The sequence below is a fragment of the Luteolibacter sp. Y139 genome, assembly GCF_038066715.1.
Classification (GTDB): Bacteria; Verrucomicrobiota; Verrucomicrobiia; order Verrucomicrobiales; family Akkermansiaceae; genus Haloferula; species Haloferula soli.
This window is the reverse complement of the sequence record NZ_JBBUKT010000004.1, coordinates 337,874-355,850: the sequence shown is the minus strand read 5'-3', so window position 1 is coordinate 355,850 and position 17,977 is coordinate 337,874. Positions and strand designations below refer to the sequence as shown.

At 63.1% G+C, this 17,977-nt stretch carries 15 protein-coding genes; 9 read left to right on the top strand and 6 right to left on the bottom strand.

What is annotated here, in order from left to right; all coding sequences use genetic code 11:
• The first annotated feature begins 3 nt into the window (after window positions 1-3).
• The 3 genes from WKV53_RS12635 to WKV53_RS12625 all read left to right on the top strand — a co-directional run bounded on the left by WKV53_RS12635 (window position 4) and on the right by WKV53_RS12625 (window position 4,922).
• Window positions 4-4,080, top strand: coding sequence for a beta strand repeat-containing protein (locus WKV53_RS12635; RefSeq protein WP_341404959.1), 4,077 nt, complete (start codon window positions 4-6; stop codon window positions 4,078-4,080).
• A 64-nt stretch (window positions 4,081-4,144) separates the two neighbouring features.
• On the top strand, window positions 4,145-4,273 hold the full coding sequence (locus tag WKV53_RS12630) for a hypothetical protein (protein WP_341404958.1): 129 nt from the start codon (window positions 4,145-4,147) through the stop codon (window positions 4,271-4,273).
• 493 nt (window positions 4,274-4,766) lie between these two features.
• Window positions 4,767-4,922 (top strand): DUF1328 domain-containing protein, encoded by a 156-nt coding sequence (locus tag WKV53_RS12625; RefSeq protein ID WP_341404957.1) that lies wholly within the window; start codon window positions 4,767-4,769, stop codon window positions 4,920-4,922.
• A 68-nt stretch (window positions 4,923-4,990) separates the two neighbouring features.
• On the opposite strand, the gene WKV53_RS12620 is transcribed toward WKV53_RS12625, so the two are convergent.
• Window positions 4,991-5,230: a DUF1737 domain-containing protein gene (locus WKV53_RS12620; RefSeq protein ID WP_341404956.1), complete on the bottom strand. Its 240-nt coding sequence runs from the start codon at window positions 5,228-5,230 to the stop codon at window positions 4,991-4,993.
• 198 nt (window positions 5,231-5,428) lie between these two features.
• On the opposite strand from WKV53_RS12620, the gene WKV53_RS12615 reads away from it, so the two are divergent.
• Together WKV53_RS12615 and ispF are read left to right on the top strand one after the other, a co-directional pair.
• A complete protein-coding gene (locus WKV53_RS12615) occupies window positions 5,429-6,175 on the top strand; it encodes an inositol monophosphatase family protein (RefSeq protein WP_341404955.1) in 747 nt (248 codons plus the stop codon).
• A 9-nt stretch (window positions 6,176-6,184) separates the two neighbouring features.
• Complete coding sequence (gene ispF, locus WKV53_RS12610; protein ID WP_341404954.1) at window positions 6,185-6,649, top strand: 2-C-methyl-D-erythritol 2,4-cyclodiphosphate synthase; 465 nt, start codon at window positions 6,185-6,187, stop codon at window positions 6,647-6,649.
• A gap of 348 nt (window positions 6,650-6,997) precedes the next feature.
• Here the strand turns inward: ispF and WKV53_RS12605 are convergent, their stop codons facing one another.
• On the bottom strand, window positions 6,998-9,331 hold the full coding sequence (locus tag WKV53_RS12605) for an AI-2E family transporter (RefSeq protein ID WP_341404953.1): 2,334 nt from the start codon (window positions 9,329-9,331) through the stop codon (window positions 6,998-7,000).
• 184 nt (window positions 9,332-9,515) lie between these two features.
• On the opposite strand from WKV53_RS12605, the gene WKV53_RS12600 reads away from it, so the two are divergent.
• Window positions 9,516-9,782 (top strand): hypothetical protein, encoded by a 267-nt coding sequence (locus WKV53_RS12600; RefSeq protein ID WP_341404952.1) that lies wholly within the window; start codon window positions 9,516-9,518, stop codon window positions 9,780-9,782.
• A gap of 83 nt (window positions 9,783-9,865) precedes the next feature.
• Window positions 9,866-10,450, top strand: a complete 585-nt coding sequence (locus WKV53_RS12595; RefSeq protein WP_341404951.1) for an outer membrane beta-barrel protein — start codon at window positions 9,866-9,868, stop codon at window positions 10,448-10,450.
• A gap of 109 nt (window positions 10,451-10,559) precedes the next feature.
• Here the strand turns inward: WKV53_RS12595 and WKV53_RS12590 are convergent, their stop codons facing one another.
• The 3 genes from WKV53_RS12590 to WKV53_RS12580 all read right to left on the bottom strand — a co-directional run bounded on the left by WKV53_RS12590 (window position 10,560) and on the right by WKV53_RS12580 (window position 14,927).
• Window positions 10,560-12,989: a serine/threonine-protein kinase gene (locus WKV53_RS12590; protein WP_341404950.1), complete on the bottom strand. Its 2,430-nt coding sequence runs from the start codon at window positions 12,987-12,989 to the stop codon at window positions 10,560-10,562.
• Window positions 12,990-13,010: 21 nt separating this feature from the next.
• A complete protein-coding gene (locus WKV53_RS12585) occupies window positions 13,011-13,745 on the bottom strand; it encodes an RNA polymerase sigma factor (protein WP_341404949.1) in 735 nt (244 codons plus the stop codon).
• A gap of 450 nt (window positions 13,746-14,195) precedes the next feature.
• Window positions 14,196-14,927, bottom strand: a complete 732-nt coding sequence (locus WKV53_RS12580; RefSeq protein ID WP_341404948.1) for an HAD-IB family hydrolase — start codon at window positions 14,925-14,927, stop codon at window positions 14,196-14,198.
• A gap of 118 nt (window positions 14,928-15,045) precedes the next feature.
• Here WKV53_RS12580 and WKV53_RS12575 point away from each other — a divergent pair, with 118 nt between their 5' ends.
• A complete protein-coding gene (locus tag WKV53_RS12575) occupies window positions 15,046-16,407 on the top strand; it encodes a hypothetical protein (RefSeq protein WP_341404947.1) in 1,362 nt (453 codons plus the stop codon).
• A gap of 6 nt (window positions 16,408-16,413) precedes the next feature.
• On the opposite strand, the gene WKV53_RS12570 is transcribed toward WKV53_RS12575, so the two are convergent.
• On the bottom strand, window positions 16,414-17,352 hold the full coding sequence (locus WKV53_RS12570) for a DUF6807 domain-containing protein (RefSeq protein WP_341404946.1): 939 nt from the start codon (window positions 17,350-17,352) through the stop codon (window positions 16,414-16,416).
• A 141-nt stretch (window positions 17,353-17,493) separates the two neighbouring features.
• On the opposite strand from WKV53_RS12570, the gene WKV53_RS12565 reads away from it, so the two are divergent.
• Window positions 17,494-17,829: a hypothetical protein gene (locus WKV53_RS12565; protein ID WP_341404945.1), complete on the top strand. Its 336-nt coding sequence runs from the start codon at window positions 17,494-17,496 to the stop codon at window positions 17,827-17,829.
• The last annotated feature ends 148 nt before the right edge of the window (window positions 17,830-17,977 follow it).

Sequence of the window (17,977 nt, the reverse complement as noted above, 5' to 3'; positions counted from 1 at the left end):
TCCATGTCCCTTTCCCGTGCCTCCCTGCTTCGCGTCGCCTTGTTGACTGCGTCCGCCCTGCCATCCATGGCAGCGGAAATCTCCTTCAATACCTCCGGCACCACCACCGCGGAAGCCACCACTGCCAGCAACTGGGTCGGCGGCATCGCACCCGGCTCCGGCGACATCGCGGCATGGAAAACCGACGCGGACCCGGTCGCAGCCGGCAATCAGGAATCCCGCGGCGGCATCATCACCATCGCCTCGCCCGTCTCATGGCTCGGCCTGCGCCACGAGGACTCCGTCGGTGCCATGACTCTAACAGGGGCCGATATCACCCTCGGCTCTTCCGGCATCACTGAGGTGCGTTGGGAGAACCTGACCATTCAGAACAATATCATCCTCGGTGCCAACCAGACGTGGACGAACACCACCGCTCTGAATGTCTCCGGCATCGTCTCCGGTGCCTTCGGCATTACCAAGTCCGGCACCGGCACGCTCACACTCACCGGTGCCAATACCTTCGACGGCCCCGTCACCGTCTCGCAGGGCACGCTCTCCATCGCCTCGCTCAATAGCGTCAGCGGCGGCACCGCCAGCAGCAATCTCGGCAAGCCCACCACCGCCGCCAATGGCACCATCTCGCTAGGCGGCACGAGCAACCAAGGCACCCTCATCTACACCGGCACCGGTGAAACCACCGACCGCATCGTCAATCTCTCCGGCACCACCGGCGGCGCTACCATCACGCAGGACGGCACCGGCCTGCTGAACTTCACCAGCGCCACCACCGTCACCGGCTCCGGCGCGAAAGGCGTCACCCTCAGTGGCGCGGGCAGCGGCCAGATCTCCGGCTTCGGCAGCAGCGGCGGCCTCACCAATCTAACAAAGAGCGGCATCGGCACCTGGACCCTGACCGGTGCGAGCTCACAAGGCGGCGGCGCCGTCACCATCAATGGCGGCATCCTCGCCTACACCTCCGCAGCCAGCCGCACCTCCGGCACCTTCGTCCGCAATGCCACCGGCGCCGGCATCTTGAAAATCGGCAGCGGCTCGAACGTCATCACCTCGACCACGAATACCAGCGGCATCCTCGGCGGCTGGGCCACCTATGGCGACACCACCTGGGCCGTCGCCAATGGTGCCAGCGCCATCACCGGTCTCTCCACCTTCGCCACCGACACCTGGGCCGCAGGCAACAACACCGACGTCACCATCGCCGGCGCCAATCCCGCCACCGACTCCACCACGAATTCACTCCGCTTCAATGAAACCGGAGTCAAAACCCTGACCCTCGCCGGCACCAATACGCTCACCAGCGGCGGCATCATGGTCACCTCGAATGTCGGCGCGAATCTCACCACCATCACCGGCGGTACCCTTGTCGGCGCGGCCAATTCCGATCTCGTCGTCCATCAGAACAACTCCTCCGGCGGCCTGACCATCGCCTCGATCATCGCCAACAACACTTCCACCGGCCTCACCAAGACCGGCACCGGCCTGCTCACCCTTTCCGGCGCGAACACCTACACTGGCAATACCACCGTCCTCGAAGGCACGCTCGAAGTGACCAACAAGGGCACTGGCTCCGCCAACTACATCGTCGGCCAGAACGGCACCCTCCGCTTCGGCTACAATGTCGGCCAAGGCTACACTGCCGGTGTCACTGTTTACGGTGCCGGCGCTTCCTCCACCAACGGCCTCTACCTCCAGCTCGGCCGCAATATCAACTTCCAGAACAACGGCGGCATCGTCCTCGCCGCCGCGCCCACCACCGTCCGCACCTACGGCACCGGAGCAAATGCCATCATCAGCGGCTTCGATACCAATGGCACCCACCTCACCGTCCAGAGTGCCGCCTCGGGTTCCTCGTTCGTTTCCACCATCAATCTCGCCGGCGGCTCCTTCGGCTATGTCATGAACATCGCCAGCGGTGCCAATACCACCACCGGTGATATGACCATCAATGGCGTCCTCACCGGCAGCACCGCCTACCGCAAGGTCGGCGCAGGATCGCTCTTCCTGACAGGTGCCAGCACCAATACCGGCTCGCTCGATCTTCGTGAAGGCAGCGTCACCCTCACCGGCGGTGCCAATCGCCTCGGCACCGGCTCGAATGTCATCCTCGGCAATGGCACCACCAGCGGCAAGCTGGTGCTCGATGGCGTCGCCCAGACCCTCACCAATCTCACCAACGTCGGCACCGGCACCGACAACCGCGTCGTCGGCAAAGGCGCCACCCTTTCCACCCTGACGCTGAACTACACCGGCGCCGGCCAGAGCTTCGGCGGCATCCTCGGTGGCACCGGCACCAATGAGAACAATCTCGCACTGGCGAAGACCGGCACCGGCACCTACACGCTCACCGGCACCAATACCTACACCGGCGGCACCACTCTCACCGGCGGCCTGCTTTCCCTCGGCAGCGCCGGCGCCATCGGCACCACCGGCACCATCTCGATGAATGGCGGCGGCCTCCAGTTCTCCGCATCGAACACCACCGACTACAGCTCGCGCATCACGCTGGTCGATGGCACCACCTCTATCTTCGACACCAACGGCCAGAACGTCACCTTCGCCAATGCCTTCGGCCTCGGCACGCTCGGCACCGGCGGCTTCACCAAGACCGGCACCGGCACGCTCGTCGTGAACTCCGGCGCTTGGAAGGGCAACACCGCCGTCAACGCCGGCACCCTCGAGGTCCTCGCGAAGACCAACAACGTCAACTACACCGTCGGCCAGGGTGCCACCCTCAAACTCGGCTACTCCACCGGCGGCGGCTACACGAACGCCGTCACCGTCAATGGCAATGGCGTCAACGATGCCGCCGGCCTCTACCTCAAGGGCGGCGTCAACTATCAGACCAATGGCGGCCTGCTCCTCCAAACTGCCGCCACCACCGTCCGCGCCTACGGCACCGGCAATGCCACCACCCAGGGCTTCGACGTCAATTCGAACTACTTCCTTCGTAGTACTGCCGAAGCTTCAGGCTCGGTGATCGACTCCACCATCAACGTCAACACCGGCACCTACGGCTACAAGGTGCAGGCCGACCTCGGCGCGAACACCGCCACCGGTGACCTCGCCATCAAGGGCGTCATCTCTGGCACCGGCAGCGCTGCAGTCGGCGGCGAAGTCATCGCCACCGGCCTCGACAAGCGCGGCACCGGCAGCCTCCTCCTCACCGCCGCCAATACCTACTCTGCCGGCACCAGCATCAATGGCGGCGCCATCATCCTCAGCGGTGGCGACAACCGCCTGCCCGTCGCCACTGGCGTCGCCCTCGGCAATGGCACCGCCAGCGGTCGCCTTGTGCTCGATGGCATGAACCAAACGGTCACCGACCTGCTCACGAATGGCACCGGCACCGACAACCGCGTCGTCGGCAACTCCGCCACCACCTCCACGCTCACTCTCAACTACACCGGCGCCGCCCACAGCTTCACCGGCACCCTCGGCGGCAGCACTGCCAACGAGAACAACCTGAACTTCGTCAAAACCGGCACCGGCACCTTCGCTCTCAACGGCACCAACACCTACACCGGCACCACCACCGTCAATGCCGGCACCTTGGCCGTGAATGGCTCCATCGGCAGCGGCGACGTCACCGTCGGCACCAGCGGCACGCTCGCCGGCGGTTCGGCCACCGCCGGCCTCATCGGTGGCAATGTCACCATCGCCGGCACCCTCGCCCCCGGCAGCAGCCCCGGCACCCTCAGCCTCGCCGGAAACCTGATGCTCCTCTCCACCGCCAACCTGAACTGGGAACTCGATGCCTCCGCCCCGCTCACCCTCGGCCTCGGCACCAACGACCTCGTCACCGTCGGCGGCAATCTCACGCTCGATGGCCTCCTCAATGTCACCGGCATCGGCTCCTTCGACAGCGTCACCAATGGCACCCGCTGGACCCTCATGACCTACAGCGGCACCCTCACCAATAACACCCTCGACCTCGGCCTCTTGCCCACCCTCAGCGGCGGCCTGTCTTGGCAGATCGACACCAGCACCGCTGGCGAAATCGGCCTCATCGCCATCCCCGAGCCCGCTCACGCCTTCATTGGCTCCCTCGGCCTGCTGCTGATCCTGCGTCGTCGCCGGTAGTTCTCAGTCCACTCGATCCTCGCCGTTCCAAACCGGAGACTAGCTCCATTTCATTGGCAAGGGAATGGCCCAGCGAAAAGACCGCTTGGGAGACGGCACCGCCCGCGGCACGAAATCGCCCTGCAATAGCATCGAGGCCGCAGCGAGAACCCGCGACAAGTTCGCATCCCCCGCCAAGCCCTGCGCCTGCTGAAGCGCAAAGGCCAGCTCACGATCGGATCGACCGCGGTGCATCCGCCGCAGACGCCTCATTCCCTTCTCATTGGCGAAAAGGAATTCCGCGCTTGGACTATAGTTGGCCGGGGGAGACATGGCATGTCCCCAAGCAGGCAAGCGTGTGCGAATGCATCACGCTGCCTTAATGCCCGGGGGGGACGAGCGGCGACACTACGTAAAAACGCGGTGGACTCCAGCAGGTAAATTTTCACTTCAGTGCTCCTTCGCAAGGCACCGCCAAAGCTTATCTCCGCCTTTCATGGATCACCCGGCACTTCATCCCATCCCGTTCATCTGTGGCTGATTCACGACCTCAAAATCGGACAATAAATCCGACAGGGCATCTGAATAAAATAACCTTCCATATCCACCAAAGCAGACGAGATTGATACAGCACCAAAAGCCGTTTCCCCCGTGAAACGGCGCGGCGGAGATTTCCCGGGTAAACCAAACTCCAACCTCCTCCAGCCATGCTCCACTACGCCATTGTCTTCATCATCATCGCCCTCATCGCAGGGTTCCTCGGCTTCGCCTCCCTATCCGGACTCGCAGCCACCATCGCCAAAATCTGTTTCGTGGTCTTCCTCCTCTTCGCCTTGTTCTCCTTCGTGAAGAAAAGAGCCTGACCCAAACCAGACGAAGCCAGACTCGCAGGCCGCCCGGAAATTCCTGGCGGCCTTTTTCACGCGATCCATCACTTCCGGCCGATCGACCCCGCCAGCTCCTGCAGCGCCCGGTTGATCTCTGACAGCGACGAGGCGACATGGGATGCCTCCGTGTCGCCCTGGGTCATCGCCTGGCACCAGGTATTGGCCACAAACATCGGAGCACCCACCAGCTTCCATCCCTCGTCGAGTTTCCTGCGAACGCGGGTAACGAGGTACTCGGCGGAGACAGCATCAATGATATCGTAATCCAAGGCGGGTGATTCCATCGCCGGGATGATAGATAAGGTTGCGACTCCATAGCAGTGGAAAAATCTCCCCCGTAAGTAACGCAAAGGCCCCAAAGAAACCCTTCTTTGCGTCCTTTACGCCCTCTGCGGCTAAAAAACCTCGTCCAATATCCCCCGAAACCACCCTGTCGCGTTCTCCCCTTGGCACCGCCGCTCCCTCACGCCACGTTCCCCGCCGTGACCGACCTCGAACTCACCGTCCACGCCGCCAAGGAAGCGGGCAAGCTGCTCAAGGCGAACTTCGGCCTCGAAGCCGCCGTCGATGAAGCCACCCACCACGATATCAAGCTCGCCCTCGACAAGGAGTCCCAGAAGCTCATCGAGGACATCCTCCTCGGCGCACGCCCCGGCGACGCCCTCTACGGCGAGGAAGGCATGGGCGGCAATCCCGACAGCGACCGCGAGTGGATCGTCGACCCCATCGATGGCACAGTGAACTTCTACTACGGCATCCCCCACTTCTGCGTCTCCATCGCCCTCCGCGAAAAGGGCGAAGTGACCGTCGGCGTCATTCACGATCCCATCGTCGGCGAAACCTGGACCGTCGAAAAAGGCGGCGTGCCGATGCTCGATGGCCGCCCCATCTCCGTCAGCAAGCGCACCAAGCTTGAGGAGTGCGCCCTCTTCGTCGGCTGCGGCAAGGACGAGGAAGCCCTCCGCACCGGCCTCGAGCGCTTCCGCAAGGCCTCTCTGAAGGCCCGCAAGATGCGCATGATGGGCAGCGCCGCCCTCGGCATGGCCTACATCGCCAGTGGCCGCCTCGATGGCTACATCGAGTCCCGCATCTCCCTCTGGGACATCGCCGCCGGCAAGCTCCTCGTCGAAGCCGCCGGTGGCAAGGTCGACCTCGAGCCCGCCAAGGACGCCGACGCCTGGGCCATCGTCGCCACCAACGGCAAGATCCCGATCGAAGAGATTCTCTAACACACCGCCATGGTTGGTTTCGGCTACGACGTTCATCAGTTCAAGCAAGGCCGCCCGCTCATCTTGGGCGGCGTGGAAATCCCCCACACCCACGGCCTCGACGGCCACTCGGATGCAGACGTGCTCTGCCATGCCATCGCCGATGCCGTCCTCGGTGCCCTCGGCCTCGCAGACATCGGCCACTACTTCCCACCCGGCGATCCCTCCTGCCACAACATCTCCTCGCTCAAGATCCTCGAGAAAGCCGCCGCCCTCTGCCGCGAGCAAGGCTTCACGCTGGTGAACATCGACAGCACCCTCGTCGCTGAAGCCCCGAAGATCCTCCCTCACCGCGAAGCGATGAAGGCCAACATCGGCCGCGCCCTCGGCCTCGATCCCGCCCGCGTCGGCATCAAGGCCACCACCAACGAGACCATGGGCTTCATCGGCCGCCGCGAAGGCATCGCCGCCATGGCCGTAGCGCAGGTGGAGTAAGCCAACGCCCACGCAATAAGGAGCAGCGAGACTCCTGTCGCTGCCCCATGGCCCTGCCGCGCATCAACACCCTCAGGCCCCTTCGAGTCACAAGCGGCGCGCAACACCCGTTGCCAAAGTGGTCCGCACACTCCGTGTGCGGAAACCGAAGCCACCCCGTGGCAGGAAACCCAGCGCCTCTATCTGCAGGGAAGAAGCACTCCAGTAACTCCAGCATCCCTAGGAAACTGGAGTTACTGGAGTGCCTCCTTTTGCCACCAGCCCGGTAACCGGCACGTAGGTGCAGCGCGTTCCATTTTTCCGATATTCCAATATCCCTACGACATCGGAATATCGGAAAATCCCCGCTCAATTCACCTCCGCCAATCTCTCGATCTCCTCCGCCACCTCCTCCGCATTCGCCTTCAGCAGCCGGCTCTCCTGAGCCGTCAGCCTGCGCGGCTCGGTATCCATCAGGCACAGCGCTCCGATCGTCTGCCCATTGCCCACCCGGATCGGCGCACCCGCGTAAAAGCGGATCCCATGCTCCACCACCAGCGGGTTCTTCGCGAACCGGCGGTCGCGCTTCAGGTCTCTCACCACGAATACCTCGTCGGACGCGACCACATACCCGCAGATCGAAAGATCGCGTGGCGTGCCACCTTCCTCTGCCAACTCGTCCGGCAAGCCAAGGTGCGCCTTGAACCACTGCCGGTCCCGGTCCACCAAGGTGATCGCCGTCATCGGCACGTCGAAGACCCGCGCCAGCTTCGCCGTCACGTGATCCAGCACTGGTTCGCGTTCCGGATTCACCAGTCCGAGTCCCTCCAGTGTGATCAAGCGCTCGTCCTCATCCTCCGGGATTGATGCCGGCACCGTCTCCTCCGCCAGCGTCGAAGCAAAGCGCCCTGCATATTCGAGCAATCCGGCGAGTTCCGTGAACACCTCGTCCGCTCCCGCATCCCGCAGCACTTCCATCTCTTCCTCCGGCACCTCGTCCTCCTCTTTTCCCCACAGGCCCACCACGATCTTCACCTCCGGCCTCGCCTCCCGCACCTTCCGGCACAGCGTCCGCGCATGGCCCGTCGTCGACGGCGCCACCACCGACACACACACCAGATCCGGCTGCTTGTACTGCAGCGCATCGATCAATTCACTGACCACCCGCTGCGCGGGCAGTTGCTCCGCTTCGAAGCCTTCTTGCCGCAGCACGTGCACCAGCATGCTGCCCGCCATCTCGTCCCGCTCGGCCCGTGCCGCCAGGCAGCAAACATGGCAATCCACCTCGGCTGCCTTCTCCCCGTTCTCTCCCGGCAAGTGCCGCTCGCCCAGCTCCTCCACCAGATCCCCCATCGCATGAATGATCTGGTCCCGCTGCTCGCGGTCGATCGATCCCGCCCGCTGGTCCCGCTCCGCCGCGATCATCACCGGGATCAGCATCGAGTCATAGAGCTCCACCAGCGGCTTGTTCTGCAGGAACGACTCCGCCAGTTCCATTTCATCGTGCTCACCGCGGCGCAACAGCCGCTGGTAGCAATCATCCGCCGGAGTCAACGCCTCCTCCTCGCCTAACAGCACGCTGAGAAACGCCAGCTGCGGGATGTGCCGCCCCATCACCACCAGGCACACCGTGAAGGGCGTGGACAGCACCAGTCCCGGCGTGCCCCACAGCCACGTCCAGAATACCGCCGTCACGATCAGCGCCACCGGCGAGACACCCGTGCTGGTTCCATACAGCCATGGCTCCAGCACATTGTTGCTCACCAGCTCCAGCAGCACGAACAACCCGATCGTCATCAGCGGCGCCATCCAGTCTGGCGATACCGTCAGCGACAGCATCACCGGAAACGCCGCCGCAATCCACGGCCCGATGTACGGGATGAATCGTAGCACCGCCGCCAGCGCTCCCCATAGCACCGCATTCGGCACGCCGATGAAATACAGCCCGATCGCCAGCGGGATGCCGTAGGTCACATTCACCACCAGCTGCATCAGCAAATACTTCCGCACCCGCATCCCCGCCTCATCCAGCGCCTTCGTCGTCGTGCTGATGCGCCCCTGACCGATCAGCCGCAGCAGCCGCGCCCGCAGGTCTTCCCGTTTCAGCAGCATGAAGGTCGCGAGCAGCAGCACCAGCGCCGCCGTACCCAGAGGCCCGGCCACCTGACCGATCATCGACTGCACCGTATCCATCGGGCCCGCATCCGTCGTCCCCTTCACCACTTCCACCGGCATCGGCTGCACCTCAGCGGCTGCCGCCTCACCCTCCTTCCCCTTCTTCCCGGGGAGTTCTTTTTTCAAATCTTCCACCGTTTCGGAGAGCTTGCTGAGCACCCCGCCGCTCGGGATCTGGAAGGAGCGCAGCTTGGTGCGGATGTTCTCCTTGTAGCCCGGCAGCTGGCCCGCGAGATCCACGGCCTGCGTGCCCACGATCCAGCCCATCGAAAGCGTCGCCACGAGGATCAAGGACATAGCGGCGAGGACCGAGGTCACGTTCCCCACCCACCGCTGCAGCTTGTTCACCAGCGGCGTCAGCAGGAAGGTGATCAGCCCCGCCAGCGCGAACGGAATCAGCACCTCACGGCCGAAATAGATCCCCGCCAGCAGGGCAGAGGTAAGGCACACCGCGAAGATCCCCGAGAGCGAGTCCGCGGCAGGGCGACGTTTGCGGGGAGGAAGTCGGACAGGGCGGGAGGAGGACATGGCTCGGTTTAGCTGCTCTTTGCAGATTGGAGACCCATTTCAAAAGCCCCCGCACTCAAGGGACTTTGCCAGCACAACCCCATCGACCCCAAGGTCGAATGCACGGTGCACGATTCCACGGCAATGCATTATGCACTTGTCACCTCGCCTTGCGAATTCCGCCATTTCCCGCTACGCACGGCCCGTGTTTCCCGGCAAACCGGATCGCCCGTATTTCGAAAATTGGCTGAATCGAACCCGCAAGCAGCTCGCGGCAAGCGGTCGCCTCAGCGAAATCGCGCTCATCTTGTCCCGGGAAGAAGGCCGCACCCCGCAGGACTGGAGCAGTTATCTCCGCGAACTCCTCGAAGAAGAGGCCACACCCTCCCTCGACCTTCTCACCAGGATCGACGCCCTCCTCGCCAGGCCCGTCCAGGCCGAGATTCCCCATCAGACACCCCCACTCCTCTGAGAGCTTGCTAAGATAAATTAATTATCAATATTTTTAAAATTTCCCTTGATTATAGATTCGGCTCATTGAACTCTCCGGGTGACATGAAGCACTCTACTTCACTTGCAATCGCACTCTGCCTGTTCTCCGCCGCTGCCGCTCAGGCCGGCGAGCCGGCAGCAGCTCCGACCTCCTACACCCAGACCGCCAGCAGCCCGCTCTATCGCTGGTTCGTCGGTGGCTCGGCGGGTTACTTCTTCGACAACGAGGAAGCCTACTACACCCTCCACTTCGGCGCCAAGATCGCCGAAACCGGTTCGGTGACCCACTCGCTCTTCGTGGAAGGCCTCTACACCCAGACGGAAAGCTTCGGCGGCATCGTCGAAAGCGACGTCATCCCGGTGACCCTGAACTACAAGGCTGACTTCGCCCTCAACAGCAAGCTCTCCGCTTACGTCGGCCTCGGCGTTGGCGCTGGATTTGTTGATTCCGATGCCGGTGTCTTCGACGACAGCTCCGTCGAACTCGCTGCCCAAGTCTTCGCGGGCCTCGGCTACAATGTGACCGACAACTTCGAGATCTACGGCGGTGCCCGCTGGCTCTGGGTGGACGACAGCTCCATCGGACCGGTCTCCGTCAAAGTCGGCGATGACGTGGGTGCCGAGCTCGGCCTCCGCTTCAAGTTCTAATCCGCTTTCATAAGAAGCACACGCCTAGGCCTTCCGGTTCACGCCGGAAGGCCTTTTCTTTTCAAGGGCTATCGACCTCCGGACGACGCGGCCGGCAGCACTTGAGCAACTAATGGGTATTCTGGGCGCGGGAATATTCATCCAGGGCACGGATCGAATCGCGGAAAGCGTCCTCGGACTGATGTTCAGTTCGCCACGCTTGGAACCCCGACGCGTCAGACTGCTGCCACCCGTCGAACGCGTCCAAGAGGGTGCGGCTGCGTGCTGCCTCGGGAAGCCCCACTGCCCAGTTCACGGCCTCGGTGCCATTCTGCTGTGCCCACTGGCGCGCGACCCGCGCAGGGAATCCTGAAGCCTGCATCCATGGCTCATCCGAGAACCGGTCGATGTACTGGGATTTCTTGTCGGGTGAGAGATTGACGATCGCATTCAGAAGCGAATCGAATCCCGCTTGTTTCAAGTTCGCGACATCGCCGCCATCCTGCGACTTCAATCCTTGCAGCCATTGCGCGGCGGACTCCGCGCCTTGGTCGCTGATCTTTTGGCGAACGAGGTCCCCCATGAACTGCGCCCGTTCCTCCTGCGGGAAGACGTCGAGGCTGACCCACGCGTGATCGCTATCCTTGGCCGCGATGCCGCTGATGAGGGATCTCGCGAGCTCGTTCTTTACCACGCTTTCCGGCATCGCGTTCCACCACTCGGTCGCCTTCTGCGGGTCTTCCGTGGCGAAGGCGGTCATCGCCGAGTGCTGTGCGCCGAAGGGCGAATGATCAAGGGGATCACCGGGCTTGAAGATCTTGTTCATCGCCTCCTCCCCGCCGAGGGTGGCGGCGGTCGAAAGGAAAAGATCATACTCCTGCGGGAACAGCCGTCCCTGTTGGTCATGCTCGGCGAAACTGGCGGCGATCGCTTCGAAATCGAATGTCTCGAACTTCTCGATGAACTCGGCGAACAACTGCAGCCGGCGCGCGGGATTCTTTTCGTTCAGGAGAGTGGTAGCCTTGCCGGTCACGGCGGCAGTGCGTTCCGGCCCCTGCGCAAGATTCTCCCACGCTTCCTTGGCACCCCGGCTCTCGCGCCCGGGAGAGGCACCCGCAGATGCAGGCCTGCGGCGATGGCGGGTGGAGTCCTCAGCCTGCGCTACGGCGGCTCCCGAAGTGTCCCGCTTGGAGATGTTCTTCGTGACAGGACTTTTCCCCGCCGCGATATCCGACGCCGAGCCTTGAGTGTAGCGACCAAGCGTGAAGCCGCCAACCAGCACCAGCAGTGAGGAGCCGACGATTGAAAGAGAGAGGTTTTTCATGATGTGCAAATAAGGGCTTTCGAGATCCCTGCGACGGGTGAACCAAGCGAAGACGACCAGCGCGAAAAGGAGTGCAACCTCGGCAAGCCGGAAGCCGCCGCGAGGATCCTGAAAGGGATGGAATCCTCCGCCGGACTTCAGGATCATGAGAATTTCCAACAGCCAGCGCCCGAGAAACGCGGCGGCAAGGAGCGCGGCAACGAACCACAACAGCCGCTTTGCACGATCGCCGGACCCCGGCGACTGCTTCATCTCAGCCGCGGCTGATGGAGGGGCGTAGACCGCCAGGGTCTCGATGCGGGTGCGCATTTCGCCGGCGGTCTGCCAACGCTGCTCCGGTGAGCTTTCGAGTGCGCGCATCACAATCTCGTCCAGCCTCACATCCACCGCGGCCTTCCGTGACGGTGCCAGCAACTGCGGCCCCGGCAGCTCACCGGTGAGCATCTCGTAAAGCACCACACCGAGGCTGAAGATGTCCGCCCGGTGATCCGCCGCGAGCGGCGTGTCCCGCTGCTCGGGAGCCATGTAATGGGGCGTGCCGACGGTCTGACCCTCCGGCTCGGCGAAATTGCCCGGGTGCACATCGAGCATCTTCGCGATGCCGAAGTCGGCAATCTTCACATGCCCTTCCCGATCTAACAAAAGGTTCTCCGGCTTGATGTCGCGATGCACGATGCCGCGGTCGTGCGCGTACTGCAGGGCATCGCAAACCGGCGGGACGAGCGCGAGCGCCACCTCCGGTGTGAAGCGGCCTGCGCCGAGCGCCTGGCGGAGATTCACGCCGTCCACATACTCCATGAGGAGAAAGAAAAAATTCCCCGTGTGGCCGAAGTCATGGACCGTGACGATGTGCGGATGGGAAAGCCTTGCGAGCGCCTGGGCCTCACGGGTGAAACGCGCCGCGAACTCCGCATCCTTTTCGCGCTCCGGGGAAAGCAGCTTGAGGGCGACGAGACGATTGAGCGTTTTCTGACGGGCCTTGTAGACCACTCCCATGCCGCCGCGGCCAAGACACTCGATGATTTCAAGCTGCGGAAAATGCGGTGCCAGATCCTCCGGCGGAATGGAAGGGCCGGCACGCACGTCATCGTCGTCAGCCAAGGTATCCGCGCAGAGATTCATCTGTCCCAGACAGCCGGGGCAGAGGCCCAGCGGGGCATCGCCCGGCAGTGGCCTGCCACATTTCGGGCATGCTATGGGATTGCGGACCTCCATCGCAGTGGGATTACCCTTCATGGGCCCTCTGTTACGAAAAAATCACGCCTTGCTCAAGATCGCCACGAGATGGCGCAGCTCTTCGTCGATGTCCTCGCCCTCAGCGAGTGTGTGGGAGACGGCTTCGCGGAAGATGGCGCGGAAGCGTTTCCTCATGCGGTGGACGGACTGGCGCACCGCGCCTTCGCTGGCACCGAGGCTGGCGGAGAGTTCGTGGTAAGGAATCGTGCCGCGCTCGGCCCCGAGCCAGTGCTTCATGACCGCAAACTCACCCGCCTTTCCCGCTGCGGTGAATTCCGTCTCCAGTCGCACCAGGGCTTGGTCGAGTAGCGTCATGGCCCATCGGCGCTCGTAGATCTCGTCCGGCGCGAGCGAGGAAACCGGTTCGCCGGCGTAGCGCTTCTCGGCGTCCGTGGTGTCGAGCGGTAGCAGGGCCTTGGGGCCGCCCCGTTTCAAGGCGGAGAGGCGACGCCATTCTTTCGCCATGAAATGCTTCATCGCCACCAAGAGGAAACTGCGGAACCGCCCCTTTTCCGCAGAGGCGGCTTCCAGCCAATTCTTCTCCAGCAGCCGCGCGAAGAATTCCTGGGTCAGATCCCGCGCATCATCCGGCGAGCGGCCAACACCTCGCACGTAGAGGTACAGGGGATACCAGTAGGTGCGGCAGAGAAACTCCAGTGCCTCCATCGATCCCTTGGAACTGTCTTCCCGTGCCTTCAGCACCATCGACCAGCGGGTGGTAAGGAAAAGCGGTGAGCGCGGGTCGGGTAGGGGCACGGGCGACGGCAGAGGGTTATCCGAGGATAATACCGGAAAGTCCCGGCTTGTGACAGGCTCGCGAGTGCGAAGCGATTTTTGAAAAGTTCGGGACGAAGAACACCCGGGCGGAGCCCGCCATTTTGAGATCCCTCGAGAAAACCGGAAACAAACTCCGCGTGGCCGGTAAGTGGAAAGCAAACCGACGTCGGTCCTCACTGAAGGCCCGACGTCAAAGCCGGAGAACAACATCAACCATGAATCCATCAACGAAACAGCAATGGGTCGTTCTCGCTGCGACCGTGCTGACACTTGTGCTTGGAGCGAGTTTCGGATTCGCCCATGCATCGGGGAATCCCCCGATTTGGTTGCTAACAATGATACTGGGTTCGCTGTGGGGCACGATTGCCATCTGGATCATTGGGAGGTCCCGCCGGAAGGGGTGAAAAGGCCGGGCAAAGATCCCTCCTCTCAGATCCCGGTGATCCTTCTCAGCACCTCCCCCACGTGCCCCGCCTTCCCGCTCCACGGCTTCTCCGGCCGCTGAATCTCCCATCCCCTCGCCTCCCCGATCGCCGTCAGCTTCGCCGAAGGATTCACCAGCGTATTCTCCTCACAGCAATTCAGCATCGGCAGATCCGCCGAGCTATCCGAGTACCCATGGCTCTTCGGCCACGTCCCATCCGGCGCCCCGATGATCTCCGAGAGTCGTCGTACTTTCTCCGCCCCCTTGTGATTCCGCAGCTCCGGCAATAGCGGCATCCCGCCCTTCCATTCCACCAGCGTGCCCAGCCCGAGATCGAATCCCAGCACGCGCCCCACCTCCTTCGCATAAAATTCCGGGCTCGCCGACGCCAGCACCGTGAGGTGCCCCGCATCGCGATGGCGCTGCAGCTTCTCCAGCATCACCCCATAGCAGCGCGCCGGAAAGAACTCTGCCACGAAGTCCCGCGCCCAGCCCTCGATCTTCGCGTGATCCGCCCGCCACAGATAGCTGAGGAACACGCGCTTCATCCCCTCGTCCCCGAGGATCTTCGCCGCCGGTAGGAACGCCGCGAAGAACGCCAGGTAGGCCCGCCGCCAGCCCTCGCGCCGGATCACATGATCGGCGAATAGCATCTGCGTGTCCCACGCGATCAGCGTCCCATCCAGGTCGAAGAGCCCCAGCCCCCGCTCCATCTTCGCCCGCAGTTCCTCCGTCACGCGCGCAGCTTCCCCTCGCCCTCTCGCCACCGTCAAGCGCGCCCACCGGCAGGTATTTTCCGCGGGCATTGAATAAAACATCCGGCCATCCCGACCAACATCGGTCCCGCTCCCGGCCATGAAATCCCTTCCCCTCCTCCTGCTGCTGTCTGCCTCGCTGCCTTCGATTTTTGAAGCGAAGGAAAAGCCAGGCCCCTCTGGCGATCACGAGATCGTGATCGAGAAGGAGCTGCTGATCACCGCGCTGGAAGTCGTGAACGGGCCGGAAGCGACCTACCCGGGACCTTGGTCGTTCGGCCACCTGATGGATGAAGCTCTTGGAGAAAAGATCTCGCGCAAAACCGTCGCCACCTGGCTGGACTCGTGGGCGAAGGGTTCGCCGGAAAATGCGACATTCCGCCTGCCGCCTAGGGAAGCGCTCGAAGAACGCCTGATCGCCCCATGGCGACAGCGCGATCAACTTGTCGACTGCGGCGATTGGCTGCCTGATTTCGCGCACGCGCCCTTCCGGCTGCTGGCGATCGTCAACCGCATGGATCTCGGCGAACACGCCCTTCCCACCACGCCTGTTCCCACATCCACCTTCAACGACAGCTCGGGCTATGGGCCGGCCGCTGGCAATCTGGTCGGGCGCGAAGCCGGGGAAGCCCGGTTCGTCTTCGCCGCCGTCGACTTAAGCGGCCAACCCTTGCCCGGCGGCACCACCATCATCCTCGAATACGGCCTCGATGCCCCAACCTCCTCTCCCGGGAAGCTCGCCGACTGGGCCAAGTCGTGGCACGCCCTCGGAGCCCAGCCAGCCTTCGACGATACCTACCGCGCCAAGCTCGTTGAAGTCACCCGTCGTTTCACCAAGCAACTCCTGCGCATCCGCGTGAACGATGGCGCCTTTGGCGATGTCCGCGAATTCCGCGAGTTCCACCTTCAGGATGGCAAGCTCGTCCCCGCCCAGCTGCCCGGCACTCCGAACGATTCCTACTTCGTGAAGGGCAGCGCCGATAACCGCTCGCTCACCGAGTGGGTCGCCAAGCAACGCGTCCCGCGCGAATCTGAAATCGATAACCCGCGCGCCGCGAAGACGGAGATCCCGGCCTCATTCCCACTGCCGGCTAGTTTCCAGGCCACCATCGCCCGGGTCCCGGACAATGACGCCAGTTTCCACTGGGACGGCTGGGGCATGCGCGATGAAGGATTGCGGCGGGCCTTCTCGATGCAGACCTGCTGCGGCTGCCACTGCGGAGATACCTCCACCGCCTTCTTTCACATCGCGCCCACCCCGGCCGAAACGGAAGCGACGCTTTCAAAATTCATGCGAACCGACGGCAGCCGTTGGCGTCCGAAGGACCCCTCGAATGGCCGGGGCTTCCTGTCTTCGGAAATGGAAGACCGCAAAATGCTCCTCGAAAGAGTTCTGAAACCGAACCCGACGAACCGCGAGCTCAACCGCATTCGCGAGGTCCGCAACGGCCGCTTCCATTGAGATTCTTTACTTCACCGCCGCATACTCCGTCGCTGCCTTCTTGAGTGCCTCCGCATCCGGCTCACCATCGGCAACGATCAGTCGGTAGCGCGCGACATACGGTTTCCCCGGCTCGATCGCCATGTCACCACCCTGCTGCGGCGCGTAGCAAAAGAACGGCTCCGTCGGATGCACCCGGATCGGCTGCGGCGCACGGAAGTTGGAAGGATGGCAAAGGATCGCCACCCCGCAGGTCTCGCCGTCCACCTTCCCGCCTACCCAGCACCACGGCTCCTTCGCCGTGTTCACCTTCAGCCGGTCGGTGAGCCCGGACGCGGTGAGACACTTGAGGTTCTCCGCACCATCCCATGCGCGATTCCCGCGCAGGCCCAGACCTCCGTAGTGATACTCCGGCAGCTTCAGCGGCGAATCGGTCGCGCAGGTCTGGGTGATCGTCATGTCGATCACGTAGCGCTTGTCCGCGCTCGAAACGGCCACCTCCCACGTCTCCAAAAGCGCCACCTTCTCCGGCTTCGCCATCATGTCGATGAAGCGGTGGCTTGCCTTGAATCCCGCCCGGCCATCCTTGCTCCACATCTGGTCCATCTTCACGAATTCCACCCGCCCCTTGCCGTCGCCCATGTTCCAGAAGTCCGGCGTCCGGCCCTCGAACTCGGTATGCGTCCACGGGCTCCACACCCCGTGATGGTGGATGTGATTCGGCGGAAAATCGTCCGTCACCAGCTTCCCGGACGGCGTGTGAATGGACTGGATGTAGCCGCCCCGCCTGTAGATCTCCTTGATGTCGGGCCGAGGAAATTCACCGGCTTCGCCCTGATAACGGAGGATCTCCTTGTCCCCCGCGACGATCACCACCTGATCACCATCCAGGGCGGCAGAGACGTTTTCCGCGGCAACCGGCAGGACCGTGGCGGCCAGCACGACAAGAAAAGACAAGGGCTTCATCGCAGCTACGCTCTACGTAATAAGACCCGCTGGCATCTCAAAATGCGCGGCGGCCCGTGTCATGCAATCGTTTGACAAATCCCGATTCCCCGCGACCCTCTCCCGGCCGCGCCGCCCCGGTCGCGGCCAGCAACTCTCCCGATGACCACCAGCGAGGACAAGATCGTCCCAAGCGCATGGATCCCATGGATCATGGCGCTCGCCGTTGTATTCGGGTGGAGCATCTTCACGCCGGACGAACTGGCGATCCGCAAGGAGAAGCTGCAGGACGGCATCGGGCTGATCCACCAGTCGGACGATCTCCCGGCCACGAACGTCACGCCTTATCCCCTCGTCGGCTTGGTGCCGGAGGTAGTCGGGCGTCATGTCTGGGGTGCCCCTGCCGTGCTCTTGAGCGTGGAAGCCGTTCACGAGCTTCCCGTCATCGCTTTGCTCCGGGAAGGAGTTCAGGGACGGGCCCCGCCGGCGCGGGCTTGATGGAATCCGGCACGCGAACCTTTCGCGAGAGTCGCCCCCCTGCGGGCAGACCCCAAGCCGGCATGACAATCCAATCGCACGACCGCTGATCCCATTGAGATCGCGGCGTTTCAACCGCCTCCCATGGCGGTGCCTCTCATTCCAAGAG

Excerpts from the sequence above, each read along its gene's own strand:
- WKV53_RS12635 (WP_341404959.1), top strand. The coding sequence starts at position 4 with ATGTCCCTTTCCCGTGCCTCCCTGCTTCGCGTCGCCTTGTTGACTGCG.
- WKV53_RS12630 (WP_341404958.1), top strand. The coding sequence starts at position 4,145 with ATGGCCCAGCGAAAAGACCGCTTGGGAGACGGCACCGCCCGCGGCACG.
- WKV53_RS12625 (WP_341404957.1), top strand. The coding sequence starts at position 4,767 with ATGCTCCACTACGCCATTGTCTTCATCATCATCGCCCTCATCGCAGGG.
- WKV53_RS12620 (WP_341404956.1), bottom strand. The coding sequence starts at position 5,230 with ATGGAATCACCCGCCTTGGATTACGATATCATTGATGCTGTCTCCGCC.
- ispF (WP_341404954.1), top strand. The coding sequence starts at position 6,185 with ATGGTTGGTTTCGGCTACGACGTTCATCAGTTCAAGCAAGGCCGCCCG.
- WKV53_RS12605 (WP_341404953.1), bottom strand. The coding sequence starts at position 9,331 with ATGTCCTCCTCCCGCCCTGTCCGACTTCCTCCCCGCAAACGTCGCCCT.
- WKV53_RS12595 (WP_341404951.1), top strand. The coding sequence starts at position 9,866 with ATGAAGCACTCTACTTCACTTGCAATCGCACTCTGCCTGTTCTCCGCC.
- WKV53_RS12590 (WP_341404950.1), bottom strand. The coding sequence starts at position 12,989 with ATGAAGGGTAATCCCACTGCGATGGAGGTCCGCAATCCCATAGCATGC.
- WKV53_RS12575 (WP_341404947.1), top strand. The coding sequence starts at position 15,046 with ATGAAATCCCTTCCCCTCCTCCTGCTGCTGTCTGCCTCGCTGCCTTCG.
- WKV53_RS12570 (WP_341404946.1), bottom strand. The coding sequence starts at position 17,352 with ATGAAGCCCTTGTCTTTTCTTGTCGTGCTGGCCGCCACGGTCCTGCCG.
- WKV53_RS12565 (WP_341404945.1), top strand. The coding sequence starts at position 17,494 with ATGACCACCAGCGAGGACAAGATCGTCCCAAGCGCATGGATCCCATGG.